Annotated in this window: 16 protein-coding genes and 1 riboswitch; of the genes, 11 read left to right on the forward strand and 5 right to left on the reverse strand. The window is 72.9% G+C overall.

The window, feature by feature from the left end; all coding sequences use genetic code 11:
• The first annotated feature begins 55 nt into the window (after positions 1-55).
• Positions 56-379: a hypothetical protein gene (locus M3185_RS11690; protein WP_251333856.1), complete on the forward strand. Its 324-nt coding sequence runs from the start codon at positions 56-58 to the stop codon at positions 377-379.
• A gap of 11 nt (positions 380-390) precedes the next feature.
• Here M3185_RS11690 and M3185_RS11695 read toward each other — a convergent pair whose 3' ends face one another.
• Together M3185_RS11695 and M3185_RS11700 are read right to left on the reverse strand one after the other, a co-directional pair.
• Positions 391-1,356 (reverse strand): AraC-like ligand-binding domain-containing protein, encoded by a 966-nt coding sequence (locus M3185_RS11695; RefSeq protein ID WP_251333857.1) that lies wholly within the window; start codon positions 1,354-1,356, stop codon positions 391-393.
• Between the two features lie 92 nt (positions 1,357-1,448).
• On the reverse strand, positions 1,449-2,900 hold the full coding sequence (locus M3185_RS11700) for an aldehyde dehydrogenase family protein (RefSeq protein WP_251333858.1): 1,452 nt from the start codon (positions 2,898-2,900) through the stop codon (positions 1,449-1,451).
• A 191-nt stretch (positions 2,901-3,091) separates the two neighbouring features.
• On the opposite strand from M3185_RS11700, the gene M3185_RS11705 reads away from it, so the two are divergent.
• The 3 genes from M3185_RS11705 (at position 3,092) to M3185_RS11715 (ending at position 8,402) form a co-directional block, all read left to right on the forward strand.
• Positions 3,092-4,687: a GMC family oxidoreductase gene (locus M3185_RS11705; protein ID WP_251333859.1), complete on the forward strand. Its 1,596-nt coding sequence runs from the start codon at positions 3,092-3,094 to the stop codon at positions 4,685-4,687.
• Positions 4,688-5,162: 475 nt separating this feature from the next.
• A riboswitch (cyclic di-AMP (ydaO/yuaA leader) is annotated at positions 5,163-5,349 on the forward strand.
• A 5-nt stretch (positions 5,350-5,354) separates the two neighbouring features.
• On the forward strand, positions 5,355-5,849 hold the full coding sequence (locus M3185_RS11710; RefSeq protein WP_374238502.1) for an NlpC/P60 family protein: 495 nt from the start codon (positions 5,355-5,357) through the stop codon (positions 5,847-5,849).
• Positions 5,850-6,155: 306 nt separating this feature from the next.
• The gene (locus tag M3185_RS11715) at positions 6,156-8,402 is read left to right on the forward strand and encodes a catalase (protein ID WP_251333860.1); all 2,247 of its coding nucleotides are present in this window, start codon (positions 6,156-6,158) and stop codon (positions 8,400-8,402) included.
• A gap of 166 nt (positions 8,403-8,568) precedes the next feature.
• Here M3185_RS11715 and M3185_RS11720 read toward each other — a convergent pair whose 3' ends face one another.
• Complete coding sequence (locus M3185_RS11720; RefSeq protein WP_251333861.1) at positions 8,569-9,543, reverse strand: HNH endonuclease family protein; 975 nt, start codon at positions 9,541-9,543, stop codon at positions 8,569-8,571.
• Positions 9,544-9,655: 112 nt separating this feature from the next.
• Positions 9,656-10,135 carry a hypothetical protein gene (locus tag M3185_RS11725; RefSeq protein WP_251333862.1) on the reverse strand — a complete coding sequence of 160 codons (480 nt, stop codon included), beginning with the start codon at positions 10,133-10,135 and terminating at the stop codon, positions 9,656-9,658.
• Positions 10,136-10,272: 137 nt separating this feature from the next.
• Between M3185_RS11725 and M3185_RS11735 the strand changes: the two genes are divergently transcribed.
• Both M3185_RS11735 and M3185_RS11740 read left to right on the forward strand, forming a co-directional pair.
• Entirely contained in the window at positions 10,273-11,409 is a 1,137-nt protein-coding gene (locus M3185_RS11735) for a Gfo/Idh/MocA family protein (RefSeq protein ID WP_308222200.1), read from the forward strand.
• Positions 11,410-11,499: 90 nt separating this feature from the next.
• The gene (locus M3185_RS11740; protein WP_251333863.1) at positions 11,500-12,237 is read left to right on the forward strand and encodes a dienelactone hydrolase family protein; all 738 of its coding nucleotides are present in this window, start codon (positions 11,500-11,502) and stop codon (positions 12,235-12,237) included.
• Positions 12,238-12,273: 36 nt separating this feature from the next.
• On the opposite strand, the gene M3185_RS11745 is transcribed toward M3185_RS11740, so the two are convergent.
• Positions 12,274-13,275, reverse strand: a complete 1,002-nt coding sequence (locus M3185_RS11745) for a LacI family DNA-binding transcriptional regulator (protein ID WP_251333864.1) — start codon at positions 13,273-13,275, stop codon at positions 12,274-12,276.
• 278 nt (positions 13,276-13,553) lie between these two features.
• On the opposite strand from M3185_RS11745, the gene M3185_RS11750 reads away from it, so the two are divergent.
• The 5 genes from M3185_RS11750 (at position 13,554) to M3185_RS11770 (ending at position 18,525) form a co-directional block, all read left to right on the forward strand.
• Positions 13,554-14,441: a polysaccharide deacetylase family protein gene (locus M3185_RS11750; RefSeq protein ID WP_251333865.1), complete on the forward strand. Its 888-nt coding sequence runs from the start codon at positions 13,554-13,556 to the stop codon at positions 14,439-14,441.
• Positions 14,442-14,468: 27 nt separating this feature from the next.
• The gene (locus M3185_RS11755) at positions 14,469-15,806 is read left to right on the forward strand and encodes an MFS transporter (protein WP_251333866.1); all 1,338 of its coding nucleotides are present in this window, start codon (positions 14,469-14,471) and stop codon (positions 15,804-15,806) included.
• On the forward strand, positions 15,803-16,582 hold the full coding sequence (locus M3185_RS11760; RefSeq protein ID WP_251333867.1) for an SDR family NAD(P)-dependent oxidoreductase: 780 nt from the start codon (positions 15,803-15,805) through the stop codon (positions 16,580-16,582). The genes M3185_RS11755 and M3185_RS11760 overlap by 4 nt, the downstream gene beginning before the upstream one ends.
• A 20-nt stretch (positions 16,583-16,602) precedes the next feature.
• Positions 16,603-17,355 (forward strand): SDR family NAD(P)-dependent oxidoreductase, encoded by a 753-nt coding sequence (locus M3185_RS11765; RefSeq protein ID WP_251333868.1) that lies wholly within the window; start codon positions 16,603-16,605, stop codon positions 17,353-17,355.
• A gap of 66 nt (positions 17,356-17,421) precedes the next feature.
• The gene (locus M3185_RS11770) at positions 17,422-18,525 is read left to right on the forward strand and encodes an NADH:flavin oxidoreductase (protein WP_251333869.1); all 1,104 of its coding nucleotides are present in this window, start codon (positions 17,422-17,424) and stop codon (positions 18,523-18,525) included.
• Positions 18,526-18,569: the final 44 nt, after the last annotated feature.

An 18,569-nucleotide genomic window follows, 5' to 3' on the forward strand; every position in this document is an offset into this window, starting at 1 on the left:
CGGGTACTCTCGCCGTACATCCTGTCGAGGGCGGCCCGGCTGCCGAGGAGGACGCATGAGCGTGCAGATCGACGAGCACGGCGCCGTGACCGCCAACGGACGGCCCGTGGACTACGCCACGGCCTACGGCTGGTGCGTCGACTCGCCGGAGACGATCACCGGCCTGGTTCGGGACACGAAGGCCTTCGTCACCGTGATCGCCGCGGCCGAGCACGCCGGTCCCGAGGAGCAGGCCGCGGCCGTGCGGCAGGCCTTCGTGGCCGGGGTGCCCCGGGAGCCTGGGGTCACCTGGGCCGGCGGGGAGCCGCAGGGCCCCGGACCGAACACCCCGGAGCCGGCCGAGGGCGGGGAGGACGTGCCCGCGCCCGGGTTCCCCTGAGCGTCCGCTGATCAGCCGCGCGCCCGGGCCCTGAACTGCGCCGGGGAGAGCCCGAACTCCTGCTTGAAGCTCCGGGAGAAGTGCGCGGCGTCGGGGAAGCCCCACGCCGCCCCGATGCGGGAGACCGGGCGGTCGGCGTGGGCCGGGTCCAGCAGCGCCCGGCGGCACTGCTCCAGGCGCCGGTGCCGGATCCAGGCGGAGAGGGTGCGCTCCTCCCCCTGGAACACCTCGTGCAGGCGCCGGACCGAGAGGAACAGGTGGGCGGCGATCATCGGGGGACCGAGCCGCGGGTCGGCGAGGTGGTCCTCGGCGAAGGCCCGCGCGGCGGCGCGCAGGGCCTCGTGCCCCCCGGCGTCGTCGTCGCCGCCCGCGTCCTCGGCCCGTTCGGTGAGCACCGCGCCCACCAGGTCCACCGCGGAGCGCCCCAGCCGGGCGGCGGAGCGGCCGGCCAGCACGTGCATCCGGTCGGAGAGCCCGCCCAGGAAGTCCGCGGCCAGCGCGCCGACGCCCTCGTCGCCCGGCAGCCGGGTCGCGGTCACGGACGACACCGCGCCCCGCGGCAGCTCGAGGCCGGTGCCGGGGAGCATGAGCACCAGGAGCCGGGCCTCCGGGAACTCCAGCCGGTAGGGGCGGTCGGTGTCGTAGACGACCATGTCGCCGGGCTCCAGCACGGCGGTCCGGCCGTCCTGCTCGACCGCGCACGTGCCGCCGAGCTGGAGGCCGAACTTCACCGTCCCGCCGGACGCGGTGGAGGGCGCACCGTGCTCCACGACGTGCCGCGTCGCGTGGATGTGGCTGATCCCGACCTGCTCGGAGGACCGGTGCTCGATCCGTGCGCGGAAGGTGACGCGCTCGGTGGTGTCCACCTCGAGCGGCACGAACACCGCAGAGGCCAGCCGGGCGAAGTCGGCCGCGGAGGTGGCGAGCAGGGGACGTGACGATCCCCGCTCGCCGCGCTCCGCGACTGCTGCTGACACCGCCCGGGCCCCTTTCCGCCGCCGGAGATCTGTGGTCTACATCATGGTGGGATGCGGGCGGCTTGTCGACGCGTCCACGTCGGACGGAGGCGTCAGGAGGCGATGACCTTCGGCACGCCGAGCGCCTTGAGCCCCTCCACCCCGAACTCCACGCCGTGCCCGGAGCTCTTGATGCCGCCGAAGGGCATGCGGGGGTCGACGGCGCCGTGCTTGTTGATCCACACGGTGCCGGCCTGGATCCGGGCGGCGACCTCGCGCGCCCGGCCCAGATCGGATCCCCACACCGAGGCGCCGAGGCCGACGTCGAGGCGGTTGGCCATGTGCACGGCGTCGTCCACGGAGGAGTACTTCACGATCGGCAGCGCGGGCCCGAACTGCTCCTCGGTCACGAGGGGGTTGTCGTCGTCGAGGTCGGCCACGAGCGTCGCCGGGTAGAAGTACCCCGGCTGCTCCTCGACCGGATCGCCGCCGAGCAGCACCCGCCCGCCGCCGGCCCGGGCCTGCTCCACGAGGTCGGCGACGATCTCGTACTGCGCCCGGTTCTGGAGCGGGCCGAGCACGTTCTTCTCGTCCCGCCCCTCGCCCATCGGCATGGCCGCGGCCACCTCGGTCAGCGCCTCGCACACGGCGTCGTAGACGTCCTCGTGGACGTAGAGGCGCTTGAGGGCGGCGCAGGTCTGACCGGTGTTGATGAACGCGCCCCAGAACAGGCCCTCGGCGATGGCCTTCGGGTCCGCGTCCGGCAGGACGATGCCGGCGTCGTTGCCGCCGAGCTCCAGGGTCAGCCGGGTCAGGGAGTCCGCGGCCGAGCGCATGATGGCCTTGCCCGTGGCGGTCGAGCCGGTGAACATCAGCTTGTCCACGCCGGCGTGGCCGGACAGCGCCTCGCCGACCTCCCGTCCGCCCGCCACCACGGTGAGCAGGCCCTCCGGCAGGACCTGGTCGAGGACGTGCGCCAGTCCCAGGACGGAGAGCGGGGTGTACTCGGACGGCTTGGCCACCACGGTGTTGCCCATCCGCAGGGCCGGGGCGATCTGCCAGACCGAGATCATCATCGGCCAGTTCCAGGGGCTGATGGCCCCCACGACGCCGATGGGGTCGTAGTGGAGGACCGCGTGGCCGGTCTCGTCCTCGAAGAGCGTCTCCGGCTCCAGGGGCAGCGATGCCGTGGCGCGCAGCCAGGCGACCGCACCGCCGACCTCGAACAGGGCGTTCGGCCCGTTGTGCACCGGCTTGCCCTGCTCGCGCGAGAGCAGCTCGGCGAGCGCGGCGGCGTTGGCCTCGACGGCGTCGGCGGCCCGCAGCAGCAGCGCGCAGCGCTCGGCGTCGGGCACGGCCGCCCACTCGCGCTGCTTCGCGCGGGCCCGGGCCAGCGCCTGCTCCAGGTCCTCGACCGTGGACTCGTGGACGCGGCCGACCAGCTCCCCGGTGGCGGGGTCGAGGATCTCGCGGCCGCCCGGGTCGGTGATCGCCGCGAGCAGGTCCTGGTAGGTGAACGTGGCCGGGGCGGTGGTGGCGGTGCCGGTGCCGGTGTCGGTGGTCACGGTGGGCTCCTTCGGCGGAACGGACGGGTGCTGCCCCCATCGTGACCCGCGCCACACCGCGGCACCTTGTCGCTCAGGGCAGAGCTCTTGACGCAGAGCGCGCGATCTCCGCCCGGACTCCCGCGCTGCCGGTCAAGACGTCCGCGCACCCGGACAAGGCGCCCCGATGTGGCGGGGATCACACTGGGCCCATGAGCGAATCGACCACCAAGATCTACGCCGTCGTGGGCGCCGGCACCGCCGGCAGCATCCTGACCCGCCGCCTCCTGGACGCCGGCCACGAGGTGATCCTCCTGGAGGCCGGCGACCAGGACCACAACCCCGCGATCCACCTCGTCTCCCGCCTGGGCGAGCTGTGGCACTCCCCGCAGGACTGGGACTACTTCACCGTTCCCCAGCAGCACGCGGACGGCCGGGTGATCCACTGGCCGCGCGGGCGCGTGCTCGGGGGCTCCCACGCGCTCAACGCCACCATCTGGGTGCGCGGGGCCGCGCAGGACTACGACGCCTGGGCCGCCGACGGCTGCCCGGGGTGGTCCTGGGCGGACGTGCTCCCGTGGTTCCAGGCGCTCGAGACCTACCGCCCGCCCGCCGGCGAGGCCCCGGACGAGCGCCGCGGCACCGGGGGCCCGATCCCCGTGGTGCAGGACTACCCGCTCAACCCGATCTTCGAGTCCATCGTCGAGGCCGCGGAGCAGGTGGGCGTGGCCCGCAACGCGGACTACAACGCCGGCACGCTCGACGGCGTCTCCCAGCAGCAGATCAACGTCCGGGACGGGCGGCGGTTCAACACCTGGATGGCGTACGTGAAGCCGGTGGAGGACCATCCGCGCCTGACCCTGCGCACCGGGGTGCTCATCCACCGGGTCCTCGTCGAGGACGGCCGTGCGGTCGGGGTGGCGGTCGTCCCCCTGGCCGACCCGGAGGCCGCTCCTGAGGAGATCCGCGCGGACGAGGTCGTCCTGTGCGCCGGGGCGCTGGACTCGCCCAAGATCCTCCTGCGCTCCGGCATCGGCCCCGCCGAGCACCTGAGCGCCGTCGGCGTCCCGGTGGTCCACGACCTGCCCGGGGTCGGCGAGAACCTCCACGACCACCTGCTGGCCCCGGTCATCGCCGAGGCCACCGCCCGCACCATCGAGCACCCCGAGTCCGACTGGTCCGTCACCCAGACCCACCTGTTCTGGCGCTCGCGCCCCGACCTGGACGTCCCCGACACCCAGCCGATCCACTTCTCGGTGCCCATGTACGACGAGCGGATGACCGGGCCGGCCAACGCCTTCACCCTGCACTCCGGGCTCGTCCGCCCGTACTCCCGGGGAACGCTGCGCCTGACCGGTCCGGGGCTCGCCGACCCCGTGGCCCTGGACCCGAACATCTTCGACGACCCGCGCGACCGCGCGGCGCTGCTGGCCTCCTTCCGCCAGGCCCGCGCCATGGTCGCCACGCCGCCCCTGGCGCAGGACTGGGGTGCCGTGGAGCTCTACCCCGGCCCGGAGGTGCGCACCGAGGAGGAGGAGATCGCCTACCTCCACCGCTTCGTGACCACCTACCACCACCAGGTCGGCACGTGCCGCATGGGCACCGGCCCGGACGCGGTGGTCTCCCCCGAGGACCTGCGCGTGCACGGGATCGGCGGCCTGCGGGTCGTGGACGCCTCGATCATGCCGCGGGTGCCCAGCGGCAACACCAACGCGCCCACGGCGATGATCGCCGAGCGCGCCGCGGCCCTCATCACCGAGGGGGACAGGTCGCCGACCGCCGCGGAGGCGCTCGGCACCACGGTCTGACGGCCGCGGACCGGAACGGAGCGCGGATCCCCGAGGCGCCCGTGAGGAGAACGGGGCCACGCCGGGGAAACGTCGGGGAAGAACGTCTTTTCCTTTGCGGAATTCCCACGGGGTCATGAGGATTCCCTGCGGAAGTCGCCTTTCCTTCCGCGGGAGGAAAGGCGATTCCGTGTCGGCGATCCGACCTTTCGCGGAGCTCTCCCCGCAGGCTGCGACGCCATGACAGGGCCGTCGGCGCCGAACGCCCCGGTCGAAGCTCCGGACCCGAACCCGCAGGTCAGCGCGATGTCCGCCTCAGGTGGAGGCCCCCTCGGGGTCCGTCCCGGGCGCCCCGGGGCGGGCCGCCCGGGGGCGGCGGAGGATTTCTCGCTGGACAAATGTCCAGATCGAGATGTGACCGTGATCAGAACGTGACTTTTCCGTTATTCATCGGTTAGTGTGCTCTCCGTGCCGCTCGCCCAACCGATCGGCACCCCTGTGCACATCGCCGAATTCTGCCGGTGCCCGGGGCCCCCCAGAACACATCGCTCGGCAGAAGCGGGGGAACCATGACCGGCCCCACCCCCGGGGCCTAGGGGTTAAGTCGACAGGGCCCCCACCCTGCGGCCGGGTGTCTCCCACCCGCATCCGACAGCTCACCTCGCAGGCAAGAGGGAGGACATCACTCATGCCCGTGTTCCAGTCCCGCACTGCCCGCCACCGCGCCGAGAGCTCGTTCCGCCTCGGGCGCACCGTGACCCTGGCGGCCGCCGCCGGGGCCCTGGCGCTCAGCAGCGTCGCGCCGGCCCAGGCCGCCCCCGCCGCGGCCCCCCGGCAGGTCGTCAGCACCCAGTCGGCCAAGGCCGCGACCATCGCCGCCGCCGCGAAGAACCAGCTCGGGGTCCGCCAGGACTGCACCAGGCTGGCCACCAAGGCCCTGAGCGCCGCCGGCATCAACCACTACGGCTGGCCGGCGTCCTACCTGAAGCTCGGCTCGCGGGTCTCCGCCGCCCAGGCCAAGCCCGGTGACCTGGTCTACTACGCCAACGGCGGCATGGGTCTCGCCCACATCGCCGTGTACATCGGCGGCGGCAAGGCCGTCCACGGCGGCTGGAACGGCTACCAGACGGTCATCCAGACCGTCCACGTCGGCTCCGGCCCCGTCTACATCCGCGTGCGCTGACCCTGCGCACCGGATCCGGGGGCGCGGTTCCCGGTCGTCCCGACGCGAACCGCGCCCCCGGACTCCCTGTGCGCCCCGCGGGCCCCTGACCGCCTCGTGACAGGTCTGTCGCGCCCTCGATGCCCGGCAGGCCCCGGCTCCGTCGCGCAGCCGGCCCCCGCCGGCCTCTGCGCGAGGACCGGGGCGGAGTTGTGCGTCGTCCCGGTGAAGTGACGTAATGGTCAGTGTGCTGGCAGTTCCGGGTGGTGCGAGCCCCGGGAGCGGTCGGCGTCCTGGAACGTGTCGACGACGGTTGGGAGAGCCACCATGCGCAAGTGGAAGTTCAGGAAGAACGAGGCGACGGGACATCGGGCGGTCGTGGTCCCGGGTGTGCCCGGCAGCGAGGCCGCTCCCGCCGTGGAGCCGGCCACTCCCCGCCCGCCCCTGCCCCCGAAGCCGGACCAGACGACGCCGGCCCCGGTGAGCCCCACCGGTCAGGACACCGGGATCGATCCGGCGCTCAACGCCCAGGGCGGGGAGCACCTCACCACGGCCCAGGGTGCGCGGCTGCGGGACACCGACCACTCCCTCAAGGCCGGGGCCCGCGGTCCCGTCCTGCTGCAGGACCACCACTTCCGCGAGAAGATCACCCACTTCGACCACGAGCGGATCCCCGAGCGGGTGGTGCACGCCCGCGGTGCCGGCGCCCACGGCGTCTTCCGCGGCTACGGCACGGCCGAGAAGATCTCCTCGGCTGCTGTGTTCAGGAAGGACGCCGAGACCCCGGTCTTCGTGCGGTTCTCCACGGTGCTGGGCAACCGCGGCTCCGCCGACCTGGCCCGCGACACCCGCGGTTTCGCCACGAAGTTCTACACCTCCGAGGGCGTGTGGGACCTGGTGGGCAACAACATCCCGGTCTTCTTCGTCCAGGACGCCATCAAGTTCCCCGACGTCGTCCACGCCGCCAAGCCGCACCCCGACCGGGAGATCCCCCAGGCCCAGTCCGCCCACGACACCTTTTGGGACTTCGTCTCCCTGCACACCGAGGCCCAGCACCACACCATCTGGAACATGTCCGATCGCGCGCTTCCGCGCTCCTACCGGACCATGGAGGGCTTCGGGGTGCATACCTTCCGGCTCGTCGACGACGCCGGGGGGAGCGTGCTGGTGAAGTTCCACTGGAAGCCCCGGCTCGGGGTGCACTCGGTGCTGTGGGAGGAGGCCCAGATCACCAACGGCATGGACCCGGACTTCCACCGCCGGGACCTGGCCGACGCGATCGAGGCCGGCGCCTTCCCCGAGTGGGAGCTGGGCGTGCAGGTCTTCCCCGACACCGAGGACCAGGTCTTCGAGGGCATCGACCTGCTCGACCCCACGAAGATCGTCCCCGAGGAGCTCGCCCCGGTGCAGCCGATCGGTGTGATGACCCTCAACGCGAACCCCTCCAACTTCTTCGCCGAGACCGAGCAGATCGCCTTCCATCCCGGCCACCTGGTCCGCGGCATCGAGGTCACCAACGACCCGCTGCTGCAGGGCCGGCTGTTCTCCTACCTCGACACGCAGATCTCCCGGCTGGGCGGGCCGAACTTCGCCCAGCTCCCGATCAACCGCCCGCACACCCCGGTCAACGACATGCACCGCGACGGCATGCACCAGACCGCCGTGCACTCCGGTGTGGCGCCCTACCACCCGAACACGCTCGACGGGAACAACCCGTTCCCCGCCGAGGAGCCCGCCCGCCCGTTCATCGACCACCCCGAGCCGATTGCCGCCTCGGTCAAGGAGCGGGCGCTGCCCGCCTCCTTCGACGACCACTACAGCCAGGCCCGGCTGTTCTGGCGGTCCATGAGCGACGTGGAGAAGGAGCACATCGCGCAGGCCTACATGTTCGAGCTCGGCAAGTGCTGGGAGCAGTCCGTCAAGGAGCGGCAGCTGCAGGCCCTGGCCGACATCGACGAGAAGCTGTGCGCCGTCGTCGCCGCGGGCCTGGGCCTGCCGGCGCCCAGGCCCACCCGCAAGCCCGCGAAGGTGCGGCCGAGCCCGGCCCTGTCCCAGGTGGGCGGGCAGTGGCCGCTGGACGGCCGACAGATCGGCGTCGTCGTCGGTCCGGACCCCGACGAGGAGCAGCTCCTCGCCGTGGTCACCGCGATCGACGGCGCCGGAATGGTGCCGCTGCTGATCGCCCCGACCGGGGGTCCGATCGGGCGCAGCGGGCAGCTCGTGGCCCACCGCACCTACCTCACCGCGCGTTCCGTGGAGTTCGACGCCGTGCTCGTCGCCGGCGACACCCCGCCGGCCCCCGATGCGACGCCGGGCCTGGACGCCAAGGCCGGTGCCCCCGCCCCGGCCGGGATCGACCCGCGCGTGCACCTGCTGCTCGGGGAGGTGTTCCGCCAGGCCAAGGCGATCGGCGCCTGGGACGGCAAGGGGCAGCTGCTCGCCGAGGCGGGGGTGCCCCGGACCGCGCCGGGCGTGGTCGCCGGGAAGAACGCGGCCGCCGTGGTCGAGCAGGTCACGGAGCTCATGCGCAGCCACCGCGTCTGGGAGCGGTTCCCGGCCGCCAGCAGGCTCTGAGCCGCCCCCGGGCGGCACCGGCCCAGGGCCGTGTCGGCCCGTCAGGCCGGTGACGACAGGGGAGCCTCCGGGCCGGGCGCGGAGTCGTCCGGAACTCCGCCCGGCCCGGAGGTCCTCCCCGTCCCCTGCAGCGCCTGATAGCCCGCACGGGCTCCGGCGGCAGGGCCTAGCCCTCGCAGGCCAGGCCCTCGGCGCCGCCGCGGTCCAGCGCCGCACGGTACCCCGGCTGGTCGGAGCGCAGGGGTGCCGCTCCGGCGGCGCGCACGGCGGCGCAGTCCGCGTAGTAGACCTCGGACGCGGCCGAGGACGCGGCCGAGGACGCGGCCGGTGACGCCGGTCCGGTCGCCGCCGGTGCCGCGGCGGCGGGCGTCGGTGCGGACGCCGGCTCGGCCGCCCCGGCCGGGGGCACCGTCTCGGGCAGTTCCTGGCCGGGACAGCCGGACAGCACCTCGGTCATCGCGTCCTTCTCGTCCGCCGTGACGAAGAGGTCGTAGCGGGTCTTGACCGCGACCTGGGTGGCCACGTACTCGCACCGGAAGGACTCGTCGGGCGGCAGCCAGCGGGAGGCGTCGGCGTCGGACTTGTCCCCGTTGGTGGGCCCGTCGGTGGCCCGCAGGTTCAGCGGGTCGTTGGCCAGCGCCACGCGCTCGTCCCGGGAGAGCCGGTCCGCCCCGGAGATCCAGGCGTTCTTCAGGGCGACGACGTGGTCGATCTGCACGTCGGCGGAGGTGGCCGGTCCGCGTACGAAGTCGATCGTCCTCCCGGTGTAGGGGTCGTCCAGCGTCCCGGAGAGGACGGTGCACCCGTCGTCGTCGACCTCCTCGTCGACGAGGTCCCGGGCCAGGACGTCGTTGCGGGCGTCGCAGCCGTTGCCGTCGGGGTCGGCCCAGCCGCCGAACTGCTCCTCGCGGTCGTAGTCCTCGCCCGAGCCGGCACGCTCGACGGGCAGCTCCGCCAGGGCCCGACCCGCCGGCGATGACGCGGCCCCGGCGGCCACGGTGGGGGAGGGGCCGGAGCCGGTCCCCGGCTGGCCGGTGCACCCGGCCAGCAGGCCGAGGGTCAGCACGGCGAGCACCGGGGCCGCGACGGCCCGGCGGGCACGGCTCCGCGGTGAGGCTCCGGGGTCGATGGTGTCGCGCATGGCTCTCCTGACGGTGGGGGGGGCTCCGCGGCGGCCGGTCCGTCGCGGCCACTGCCCGCACTTCATCATCCCAGGCCGGGGCCGGTCCCGCAGGTCCGAGGGGGAGGCGGAATCAGACCTCGGAGAGGGTGGCGCGGCGGGCCCGGCGGCGGACGTGGACCGCACGGGCGGCGACCCCCACGGCGAGCGCGACGACGACCGGCGCGACCACCCACGGCTGCTCCAGCCACGCCCAGACGACGGCCATGCCCACGGTGCCGTAGACGGTGCCCCAGATCAGGGTGCCCACGAGCATCGCAGGGATCCAGCGGCGCAGCGGCATGCCGGTGACGGCGGTGGTGAGGATGACGGCGGTCTGCAGGCCCACGGTGAGGAAGCAGGCGGGAACGGCCAGGACGCCCCAGCGGTTCACGAGCCGCTCGGCCCTGCGGTAGACGGGGCTGTCCGTGACGCGCCGGACCGGCCCGATGCGCCGTCCGCCCACGGTCGCGGCACGGCCCAGGGCGAAGACGACCGTGGTGCGGATGATGCCCACGGCCCAGAAGAAGAGGATCCCGGCACCGAGGGAGAGGGACTCCAGCCATGCCTGCACGCGGCCAGTCTAGGGAGGTGCGGTGACACCGGGTGACGACAGGTCGTCACCGGGATCCGGCCGGCCGTCGTTCCCCCGGGGGCTGTGCGCGGCTAGTCTGGCCGGGACCGCCCTGCCCCGAGCGCGAAGGATGCCCCGTGACCTCTCCCGAGACCGCCCCCTCCTCGACCGGTCCCGTCCGCTACGCGGTCGTGGGGCTCGGGCAGATCGCCCAGCAGGCGTTCCTGCCCGCCATGGCCCGCACCACCAACTCCGAGCTGGCCGCGCTGGTCACCGGCACCCCCGGGAAGGCCGCGGAGCTGGCCGAGCGGTACGGCGCGAGCGCGCACTCGTACGACGACTACCCGGCGCTGCTGGCCTCCGGGGACATCGACGCCGTCTACGTGGCCACGCCCGTGTTCCGGCACCGCGAGTTCGCCGAGCCGGCCCTCGAGGCCGGGATCCACGTGCTGCTGGAGAAGCCGATGGAGGTCTCCGTGGCGGACTGCCGGGCGCTCGTCGACGCGGCACAGCGGGGCGGGGCCCAGCTCATGGTCGCCTACCGGCTGCACCACGAGCCCGGCACGCTGGAGCTGGTCACCCGCGTGCGGGACGAGGGGCTGGTGGGCGATCCCCGGCTGTTCACGGCCGTGTTCAGCCAGGACATCGACGAGGCCAACCACCGCGGCCACTCCGGCTTCTGGGGCGGGCCCGTCCCGGACATGGGCAACTACCCGCTCAACGAGGTGCGCAACCTTTTCGGCTCCGAGCCCGTCGAGGTCTTCGCGATGGGCGTCTCCACGCCCGGGCGGGGGTTCAACTTCGACGACACCGTCGCCGTCACCCTGCGCTTCCCCGGGGAGCGCCTGGCGCAGTTCGCCATCAGCTACGCCGGGGAGGCCACGGAGCACTTCATGGTGGTCGGCACGGAGGGGTCGGTCTCGGCGCAGCCGTGCTTCGGGTTCGGGCCCGGGGTCGGGATCAGCTACACCGTCACGCGGGGCGGGCGGACCGAGACGTGCACGCACGATCCCGTGGAGCAGTTCGCGGGTCAGACGGAGTACTTCTCCGAGTGCATCCTCACCGGCACCGCGCCCGAGGCCGACGGGGAAGAAGGGCTGCTGGACATCCGCGTGCACGAGGCCGTGCTGGAGTCCCTGCAGACCGGCCGCCCCGTGCGACTGGAGCCCGCCGGGCGCGCGGTGCGGCCCTCCGCGGACCAGGCCCGGTCCCTGGCGCCCGTGGAGGAGCCCGAGGACGACGAGCTCGTGGCGCAGGTCCCGCAGAACGGCTGAGCGGGTCCGTCCGTGCGCGCCCCGCGGCGCGGCCGGCCACCTCCGGCCGGCGCCCCGGGCCGTGCCGACGAGATGCGCCGACCCGACAAGATGCACCGACCCGACGAACCGGACCGAGCCAGGAGCCCCGCAGTGGAGACGACCCCGCACCAGAACGTGACCTTCCCGTCGGCCGAGGGCCGGGCGCACGGCTATCTGGCGGTCCCGGACAGCGGCCGGGGGCCGGGCGTCGTCGTCGTCCAGGAGTGGTGGGGGCTGACCGACCACATCCGCGACGTCGCCGACCGCCTGGCCGCCGAGGGCTTCGTCGCCCTGGCCCCGGACCTCTACGGCGGGTCGATCACCCACGACGGCGCCGAGGCCGCCGAGATGATGGCCCGGCTGCCCGAGGAGGAGGGCGCCCGGCTGCTGTCCGGGGCGGTGGACTTCCTGCTGGCCCACGAGGCGGTCACCAGCTCCACCGTGGGCGCCGTCGGCTTCTGCATGGGCGGCGGCTTCGTCCTGGCCCTGGCCGCCGAGCAGGGCGGGCGGGTCGGCGCCGCGGTGCCCTTCTACGGGGTGGGCCAGGGGCTGCCCGATGCCTACCACGGGGTGAGCGCCTGCGTGCAGGGCCACTACGGCCGCGAGGACGCCGCCTACCCGGTGGAGAAGGCGCAGGCGCTGGAGGAGCAGATCCGCCACGAGTCCTCCGCTCCGGTCGTGGAGTTCCACTACTACGACGCCCCGCACGCCTTCCACAACGACGGCAACGAGGCGAACCACCGGCCCGATGCCGCCCGCACGGCCTGGGAGCGCGCGGTCGGGTTCCTGGAGGAGCACATCCGGTAGGCCCTCGGCCCCCGCCCGACCTCCCGGCGCGCGGCGTCAGCCGCTCGTGCGCACGACCAGCTCGGGGGCCAGCTGGACGCTGTCGACGTCCCGGCCCTCCAGGAGCTCCGCCAGCAGTTCGAAGCCTGTGCGGCCGATGCGGTGCATCGGGGAGCGCACCGTCGTGAGCCCGATGCTCCCGGCCAGGGGGGTGTCGTTGAACCCGACGACGGCGGTGTCCTCCGGGATCCGGATCCCCTCCCGGACGAGCACGCCGAGCGCGCCGATGGCCGCGAAGTCGTTCACCGCGAAGACCGCCTCGGGCAGCGGGCCGCGGGCCAGGATCCGCTCGGCGGCCACGCTGCCCGCCGGGGCGTCGAAGCCCCCGGTGACGACCTGCCCGGGGTCCACCCCGAGGCCGTGCCCGGCCAGGGCGTCGAGGAAGCCCGCGGTGCGGTCCCGCGAGGTCGAGGCCCGGGGGTCGCCGGCGACGAGGCCGAAGGTCCTGCGGCCCGCGGCGACCAGGTGCTCGGCCACCAGCCGGCCCCCGGTGTAGTCGTCGCACGTCACCGACCGGTGCGGCGGGGAGCGCCGGCTGACCAGGGTGAAGGGCACCCCGCGGGCGGCCAGCTCGTCCAGGTAGGGGTCCTCGAGGGTGGCGTCGCCGAAGATCAGCCCGTCCGCCCGGCGGTCCAGCAGCTTCTCGGCCTTGGCGCGGTGGGCCTCGGGGGCGTCCAGGGAGTTGGAGACCACCGTGAAGTAGCCGTGCTCGGTCGCCGCCTCGTCGATCCCCTCGTACATCGTGGCGAGGACGTAGTCCTGGAGCCGGGGCACCACGACGCCGACCATGTGCGACTTGGCTGTGCGCAGCGAGGCGGCGTAGGGGTTCTTGCGGTAGCCGCGCTCCTCGGCGAGCGCGAAGATCCGCTCCGTCGTCGCGGGGGAGGCCCACCGGGACGCCAGGCCCTTCGGGTCGTTGAGCACCCGGGACACCGTCGAGGGGTTCAGGCCCAGCTCCCCGGCCAGTGCCTTCAGGGTGACCGCTGTCCGCGCGCCCATGCCCGTCCTCCCTCCTCCGTTTCCTCTGTCCCAGAACTGTAACGGGGGTTAAATCCTCGCAAATATGTTGCAGATCACTTTAGGCTTCTTCTACTCTCGACCTCATCACGTTACGCAAACGATTGCGGCATTCGATTGCACAGAGGCCTCCTCCGCTCCGGAGGAGCCCGTCCCGGGACGCCGGACCTGCCGGGGGTCCCCGGCCGTCCCGCACCGGACCCATCACCTCGCGCTCCGCATCCACCGCGGATCCTGCACCCACTTCCGAAGGAGACATCATGGCGAAGAAGATCTTTGTGTCGGTCGGTATCGACGTCGACGCCGTCGGCGGGTGGTTGGGCTCCTACGGCGGGGAGGACTCTCCGGGGGACATCTCCCGCGGCCTGTTCGCCGGGGAGGTCGGGGTGCCCCGTCTCCTCCAGCTGGCCCAGCGGCGGGAGATGCCGGTGACCTGGTTCTGGCCCGGCCACTCCATCGAGACCTTCCCGGCCCAGTTCGACGCGGTCGTGGCCGCCGGGCACGAGATCGGGGTGCACGGCTACTCGCACGAGAACCCGATCGCGATGACCCGGGAGCAGGAGACCGAGATCCTCGACTACTGCACCGAGCTGATCACCGAGCGGGCCGGGACGAAGCCGGTGGGCTACGTGGCCCCGTGGTGGGAGTTCTCGGCGGTGACCAACGAGATCCTGCTGGAGCGGGGGTTCCTCTACGACCACTCGCTGATGCACGACGACCACACCCCGTACTACGTCCGGGTCGGGGACACCTGGACGAAGATCGACTACCAGGCGGCCTCCGCGAAGGAGTGGATGAAGCCGCTGGTGCGCGGGAAGGAGACCGACCTCATCGAGATCCCCGCGAGCTGGTACCTCGACGACCTCCCGCCGATGATGTTCATCAAGTCCAGCCCCAACAGCCACGGGTTCGTGTCCCCGCGGGACATCGAGGTCCTGTGGCGGGACCAGTTCGACTGGGTGTACCGGGAGATGGACTACGCGGTGTTCCCCATCACCATCCACCCCGACGTCTGCGGCCGGCCCCAGAACCTGCTGATGCTGGAGCGCCTCTTCGACCACATCCAGGGCCACGAGGGGGTCGAGTTCGCCTTCATGGCCGACGTCGCCCGCGACTTCGCCGCCCGCCATCCCCGCAACTCCGGTTGATCCTGCTGCTGTAAAGGAAGTGCAGCCATGTCTCTGCGCTCGAACCCGACCCCCTCCGGCGTCGAACCCTGGAACGTCAAGATCACGCCCAGGACGATCCGGCAGGTGTCCGTCGTCTGCTTCATCGCCTGGGTCGCCTCCGTCTACGACTTCACCCTCTTCGGCACCCTGCTGCCGGTCATCGCCGAGGAGTTCGGCTGGTCGGTCGCCGAGTCCACCGCGATCAACACCTACGCCACGATCGGCGTCTTCATCGTCGCCCTCGCCGTGGGCACGATCATCGACAAGATGGGCCGCAAGAAGGCCCTCATCGTGCTCATGCTCGGCGGCGCGGTGGCGTCCGGGCTCACCGGTGCCGCCCTCGGCGCGGTGAGCCTGATCATCATCCGCTCCTTCTCCGGGTTCTCGATGTCCGAGGAGGTCGTCAACGCGGTCTACCTCAACGAAATGTACAAGGAGGCCAAGAGCCGCGGCCTCATGTACTCCCTGGTCCAGGGCGGCTGGCCGGTCGGCGCGCTCGTCTCCGCCGGCCTGTCGGCGCTGACGCTGCCGATCATCGGCTGGCGCTGGTCCTTCGTCGTGGCGGCGGTGCTGTCGGTCGTCGTCGTCCTGCTGGCCCTGCGCCTGCCGGAGTCCCCGACGTTCGCCGCCATGCAGGAGGTCCGGCGCCGCCGCGCGGCCGGTGACACGGCCGGCGCCCACGCCCTGGCGGCCGAGCACGACCTCGAGGAGGCGGCCCACCACCACACCGGGGTGAAGGACGTCTTCACCCCGGAGCTGCGCCGGCACACCACGTGCCTGGCCCTTGCCTGGTTCTTCAACTGGTTCGGCATCCAGGTCTTCTCCGTCCTGGGCACCACCATCCTGGTCGAGGCCAAGGCCGTGTCCTTCGACAACGCCCTGATCATCCTCGTGCTCTCCAACGCGGTGGGGTTCGTGGGTTACGTCTTCCACGGCTGGCTGGGCGACAAGATCGGCCGCAAGTGGACCGTGGTCCTCGGCTGGATCGCCGGCGGCATCGTGAGCTTCGCGATGCTCATCGGCCCGGGCAACTCGGCGTACATCATCCCGCTGTACGCCATGACCCTGTTCTTCCTCACCGGCCCCTACGCCGCCCTGCTGTTCTACATGGGCGAGTCCTTCCCGCCCCAGGTCCGCGGCATGGGCGCGAACGTGGCCCACGTGATGGCGCCCCTGGGCGGCATCGCCGGCTCCGGGCTGCTGACCATCCTGCTCACCGCGGGGGTGGACACCGCCTGGGCCGCGATCATCACCGGCACCGGCGGCCTGATCGTCTCGGCGCTGTGCATGGCCGGGACCCGCACCATCCACGACGCCCACCAGCGCACGACGGTGATCGCATGAACCGCGACGACGGGCTCGAGGGGAAGGTCGCCGTCATCTCCGGCGGCGGCAGCGGGATCGGCCGGGCGCTGGCGGTGGCCTACGCCCGGGCCGGTGCCCACAGCGTGATCGGCTACCTGCCCTCCGACCCCCACGACGCCACCGACACGGTGCGCGCCGTGGAGGCCGCGGGCGGGCGCTGCACGGCCGTGCCCATGGACGTGCGCAGCTTCGAGGACACCGAGCGCCTCGCCCAGACGGCACTCGACGAGCACGACCGGCTGGACATCTCCGTGGCCGCCGCCGGCATCCTGCGCCGGGCGTCCCTGGCCGAGATGACGGACCAGGCGTGGGACGACATGATGGCCGTGGACCTCTCCGGGGTGCTGCGCGTCTTCCGCTCCTGCAGCACGCGGATGAGCCAGGGCGGGGCGATGGTGGCGACGTCGTCGATCGCCGGTGGCGTCTACGGCTGGGAGGAGCACTCCCACTACGCCGCGGCCAAGGCCGGGCTGCTCGGCCTGTGCCGCTCCCTGGCCGTGGAGCTCGCCCCCCGGAAGATCCGGGTGAACACCGTCATCCCGGGGCTCATCGAGAGCCCGCAGTCCCTGGACGCGGTGAACTCCCTGGGCCGGGAGGGCCTCGACGCCGCCGGCTCGATCATCCCGTGGGGACGGGTCGGCAACGTCGACGAGGCCGCCCGCGCCATCCGCTTCCTCACCGGCGACGACTCGGCCTACGTCACGGGCCAGGAGCTCGTCGTCGACGGCGGGCTGACCGTCCGCTGGCCCAGCTGATCATCCCCAGGAGGTTTCACGTGGAACAACAGCTCGCGGGTAAGGTCGCCGTCGTCACCGGCGGCGGCAGCGGCATCGGCGCGGCCATCGCCCTGCTCTTCGCCCAGGAGGGCGCCGACGTGGTCGTGCTGGACCGCGACGCGCAGCACGCGACGGCCGTCGTGGAGGAGTGCCAGGCCTTCGGCGGGCGCACGCTCGGGCTGGCGGTGGACGTCACCGACGGCGAGGCGGTGCACGCGGCGATGGACCGGGTCGTGGCGGAGCTCGGCGGCATCGACGTCCTGGTCTGCGCCGCGGGCATCCTCGACGAGACGCCGCTGCTCGAGATGACCGAGGCGACGTTCGACAAGGTCCTCGCCGTGGACCTCAAGGGCGTGTTCCTGGCCGCGCGCTGGGCCGCGCCCCGCATGGTGGAGCGCGGCGGCGGGCGGATCATCAACATCGCCTCGCAGCTGGGCATCAAGGGCGGCACCGGGCTGGCGCACTACGTCGCGGCGAAGGCCGGGGTGATCGGCCTGACGAAGGCCATGGCCCTGGAGCTGGCCGAGCACGGGATCCTGGTCAACGCCATCGCGCCCGGCCCGATCGTCACGCCGCTGATCGAGGGGCTGTCCGAGGAGTGGAAGACCGCCAAGCAGGCGGAGCTGCCCATCGGCCGCTTCGGCCAGGCCCACGAGGTGGCGCCCACCGCGCTGCTGCTGGCCTCCTCGCCCGGCGGCGACCTGTACACCGGGCAGACGCTGGGGCCCAACAGCGGCGACGTGATGCCGTAGCCGGCCCGGGCAGCCCGCCCGTGCGGCAGCGGGCCCGTGATCCGCAAGACAACGAAGGAGAGCCTCGTGACGAACCTCGACCCCCTCTGGTCCCCCCTGCGGATCGGCTCCACCCAGCTCGCCAACCGGGTGGCGCTCGCGCCCATGACCCGCGTCAGCGCCACCGAGGACGGGCTGGTCACCGAGAAGATGGTGTCCTACTACGAGGCCTTCGCGCGCGGGGGCTTCGGACTGCTGATCACCGAGGGCATCTACCCCGACACCGCCTACGGCCAGGGCTACCTCTTCCAGCCGGGCCTGGCCACCGAGGAGCAGGCCCGGTCCTGGGCCACCGTCGTCGACGCGGTGCACGCCGCCGGGTCCACGATCTTCGCCCAGCTCATGCACGCCGGGTCCCAGGCGCAGGGCAGCCGCTTCGTGGACTCCACGATCGGCCCGTCCGCGGTCGCCCCCAAGGGCGAGCAGCTGGGCTTCTACCGCGGCGAGGGCCCGTACCGGGTGCCCGCCGAGATCACCCGTGCCCAGATGGAGGAGGTCCGCCAGGGCTTCGTGGCCGCCGCCCTGCGCGCGCAGGCCGCCGGGTTCGACGGCGTGGAGATCCACGGCGCCAACGGCTACCTGCTGGACCAGTTCCTCACCGACTACCTCAACGTCCGCACCGACGAGTACGGCGGTTCCCCCGAGAACCGCGTGCGCTTCCCCGCGGAGATCTGCCGCGCCGTGCGCGAGGCCGTGGGCCCGGACACGACCGTGGGCATCCGGATCTCGCAGTCCAAGGTCAGCGACCACGACCACCGGTGGGCCGGCGGCGCGGAGGAGGCCCGGGTCGTCTTCTCCACCCTGGGCGCCACCGGTGTCGACTTCGTCCACACCACCGAGTACAAGGCCTACGCGCCGGCCTTCGAGGACGGCGGCCCGTCGCTGGCGGCGCTGGCCAAGCAGCACTCCGGGCTGCCGGTGATCGCCAACGGCCACCTGGACGACCCGGAGACGGCCGTGTCCCTGCTGGCCGAGGGCGCGGCCGACGTCGTCGCCCTGGGCAAGGCGGCCCTGGGCAACCGGGACTGGCCGAACCGGGTCCGCGACGGCCGGCCCCTCGACGAGCTCGACGCGAGCCTGTTCGACCCGGTGGCCGACGTCAAGGACTGGGAGCTGGAGCTGCTCTCCTGAGCAACCAGGACACCGCACGACGCAGGGGTGTTCCCGCGCGGGAG

This window comes from Kocuria rosea, assembly GCF_023715525.1.
Classification (GTDB): Bacteria; Actinomycetota; Actinomycetes; order Actinomycetales; family Micrococcaceae; genus Kocuria; species Kocuria rosea_A.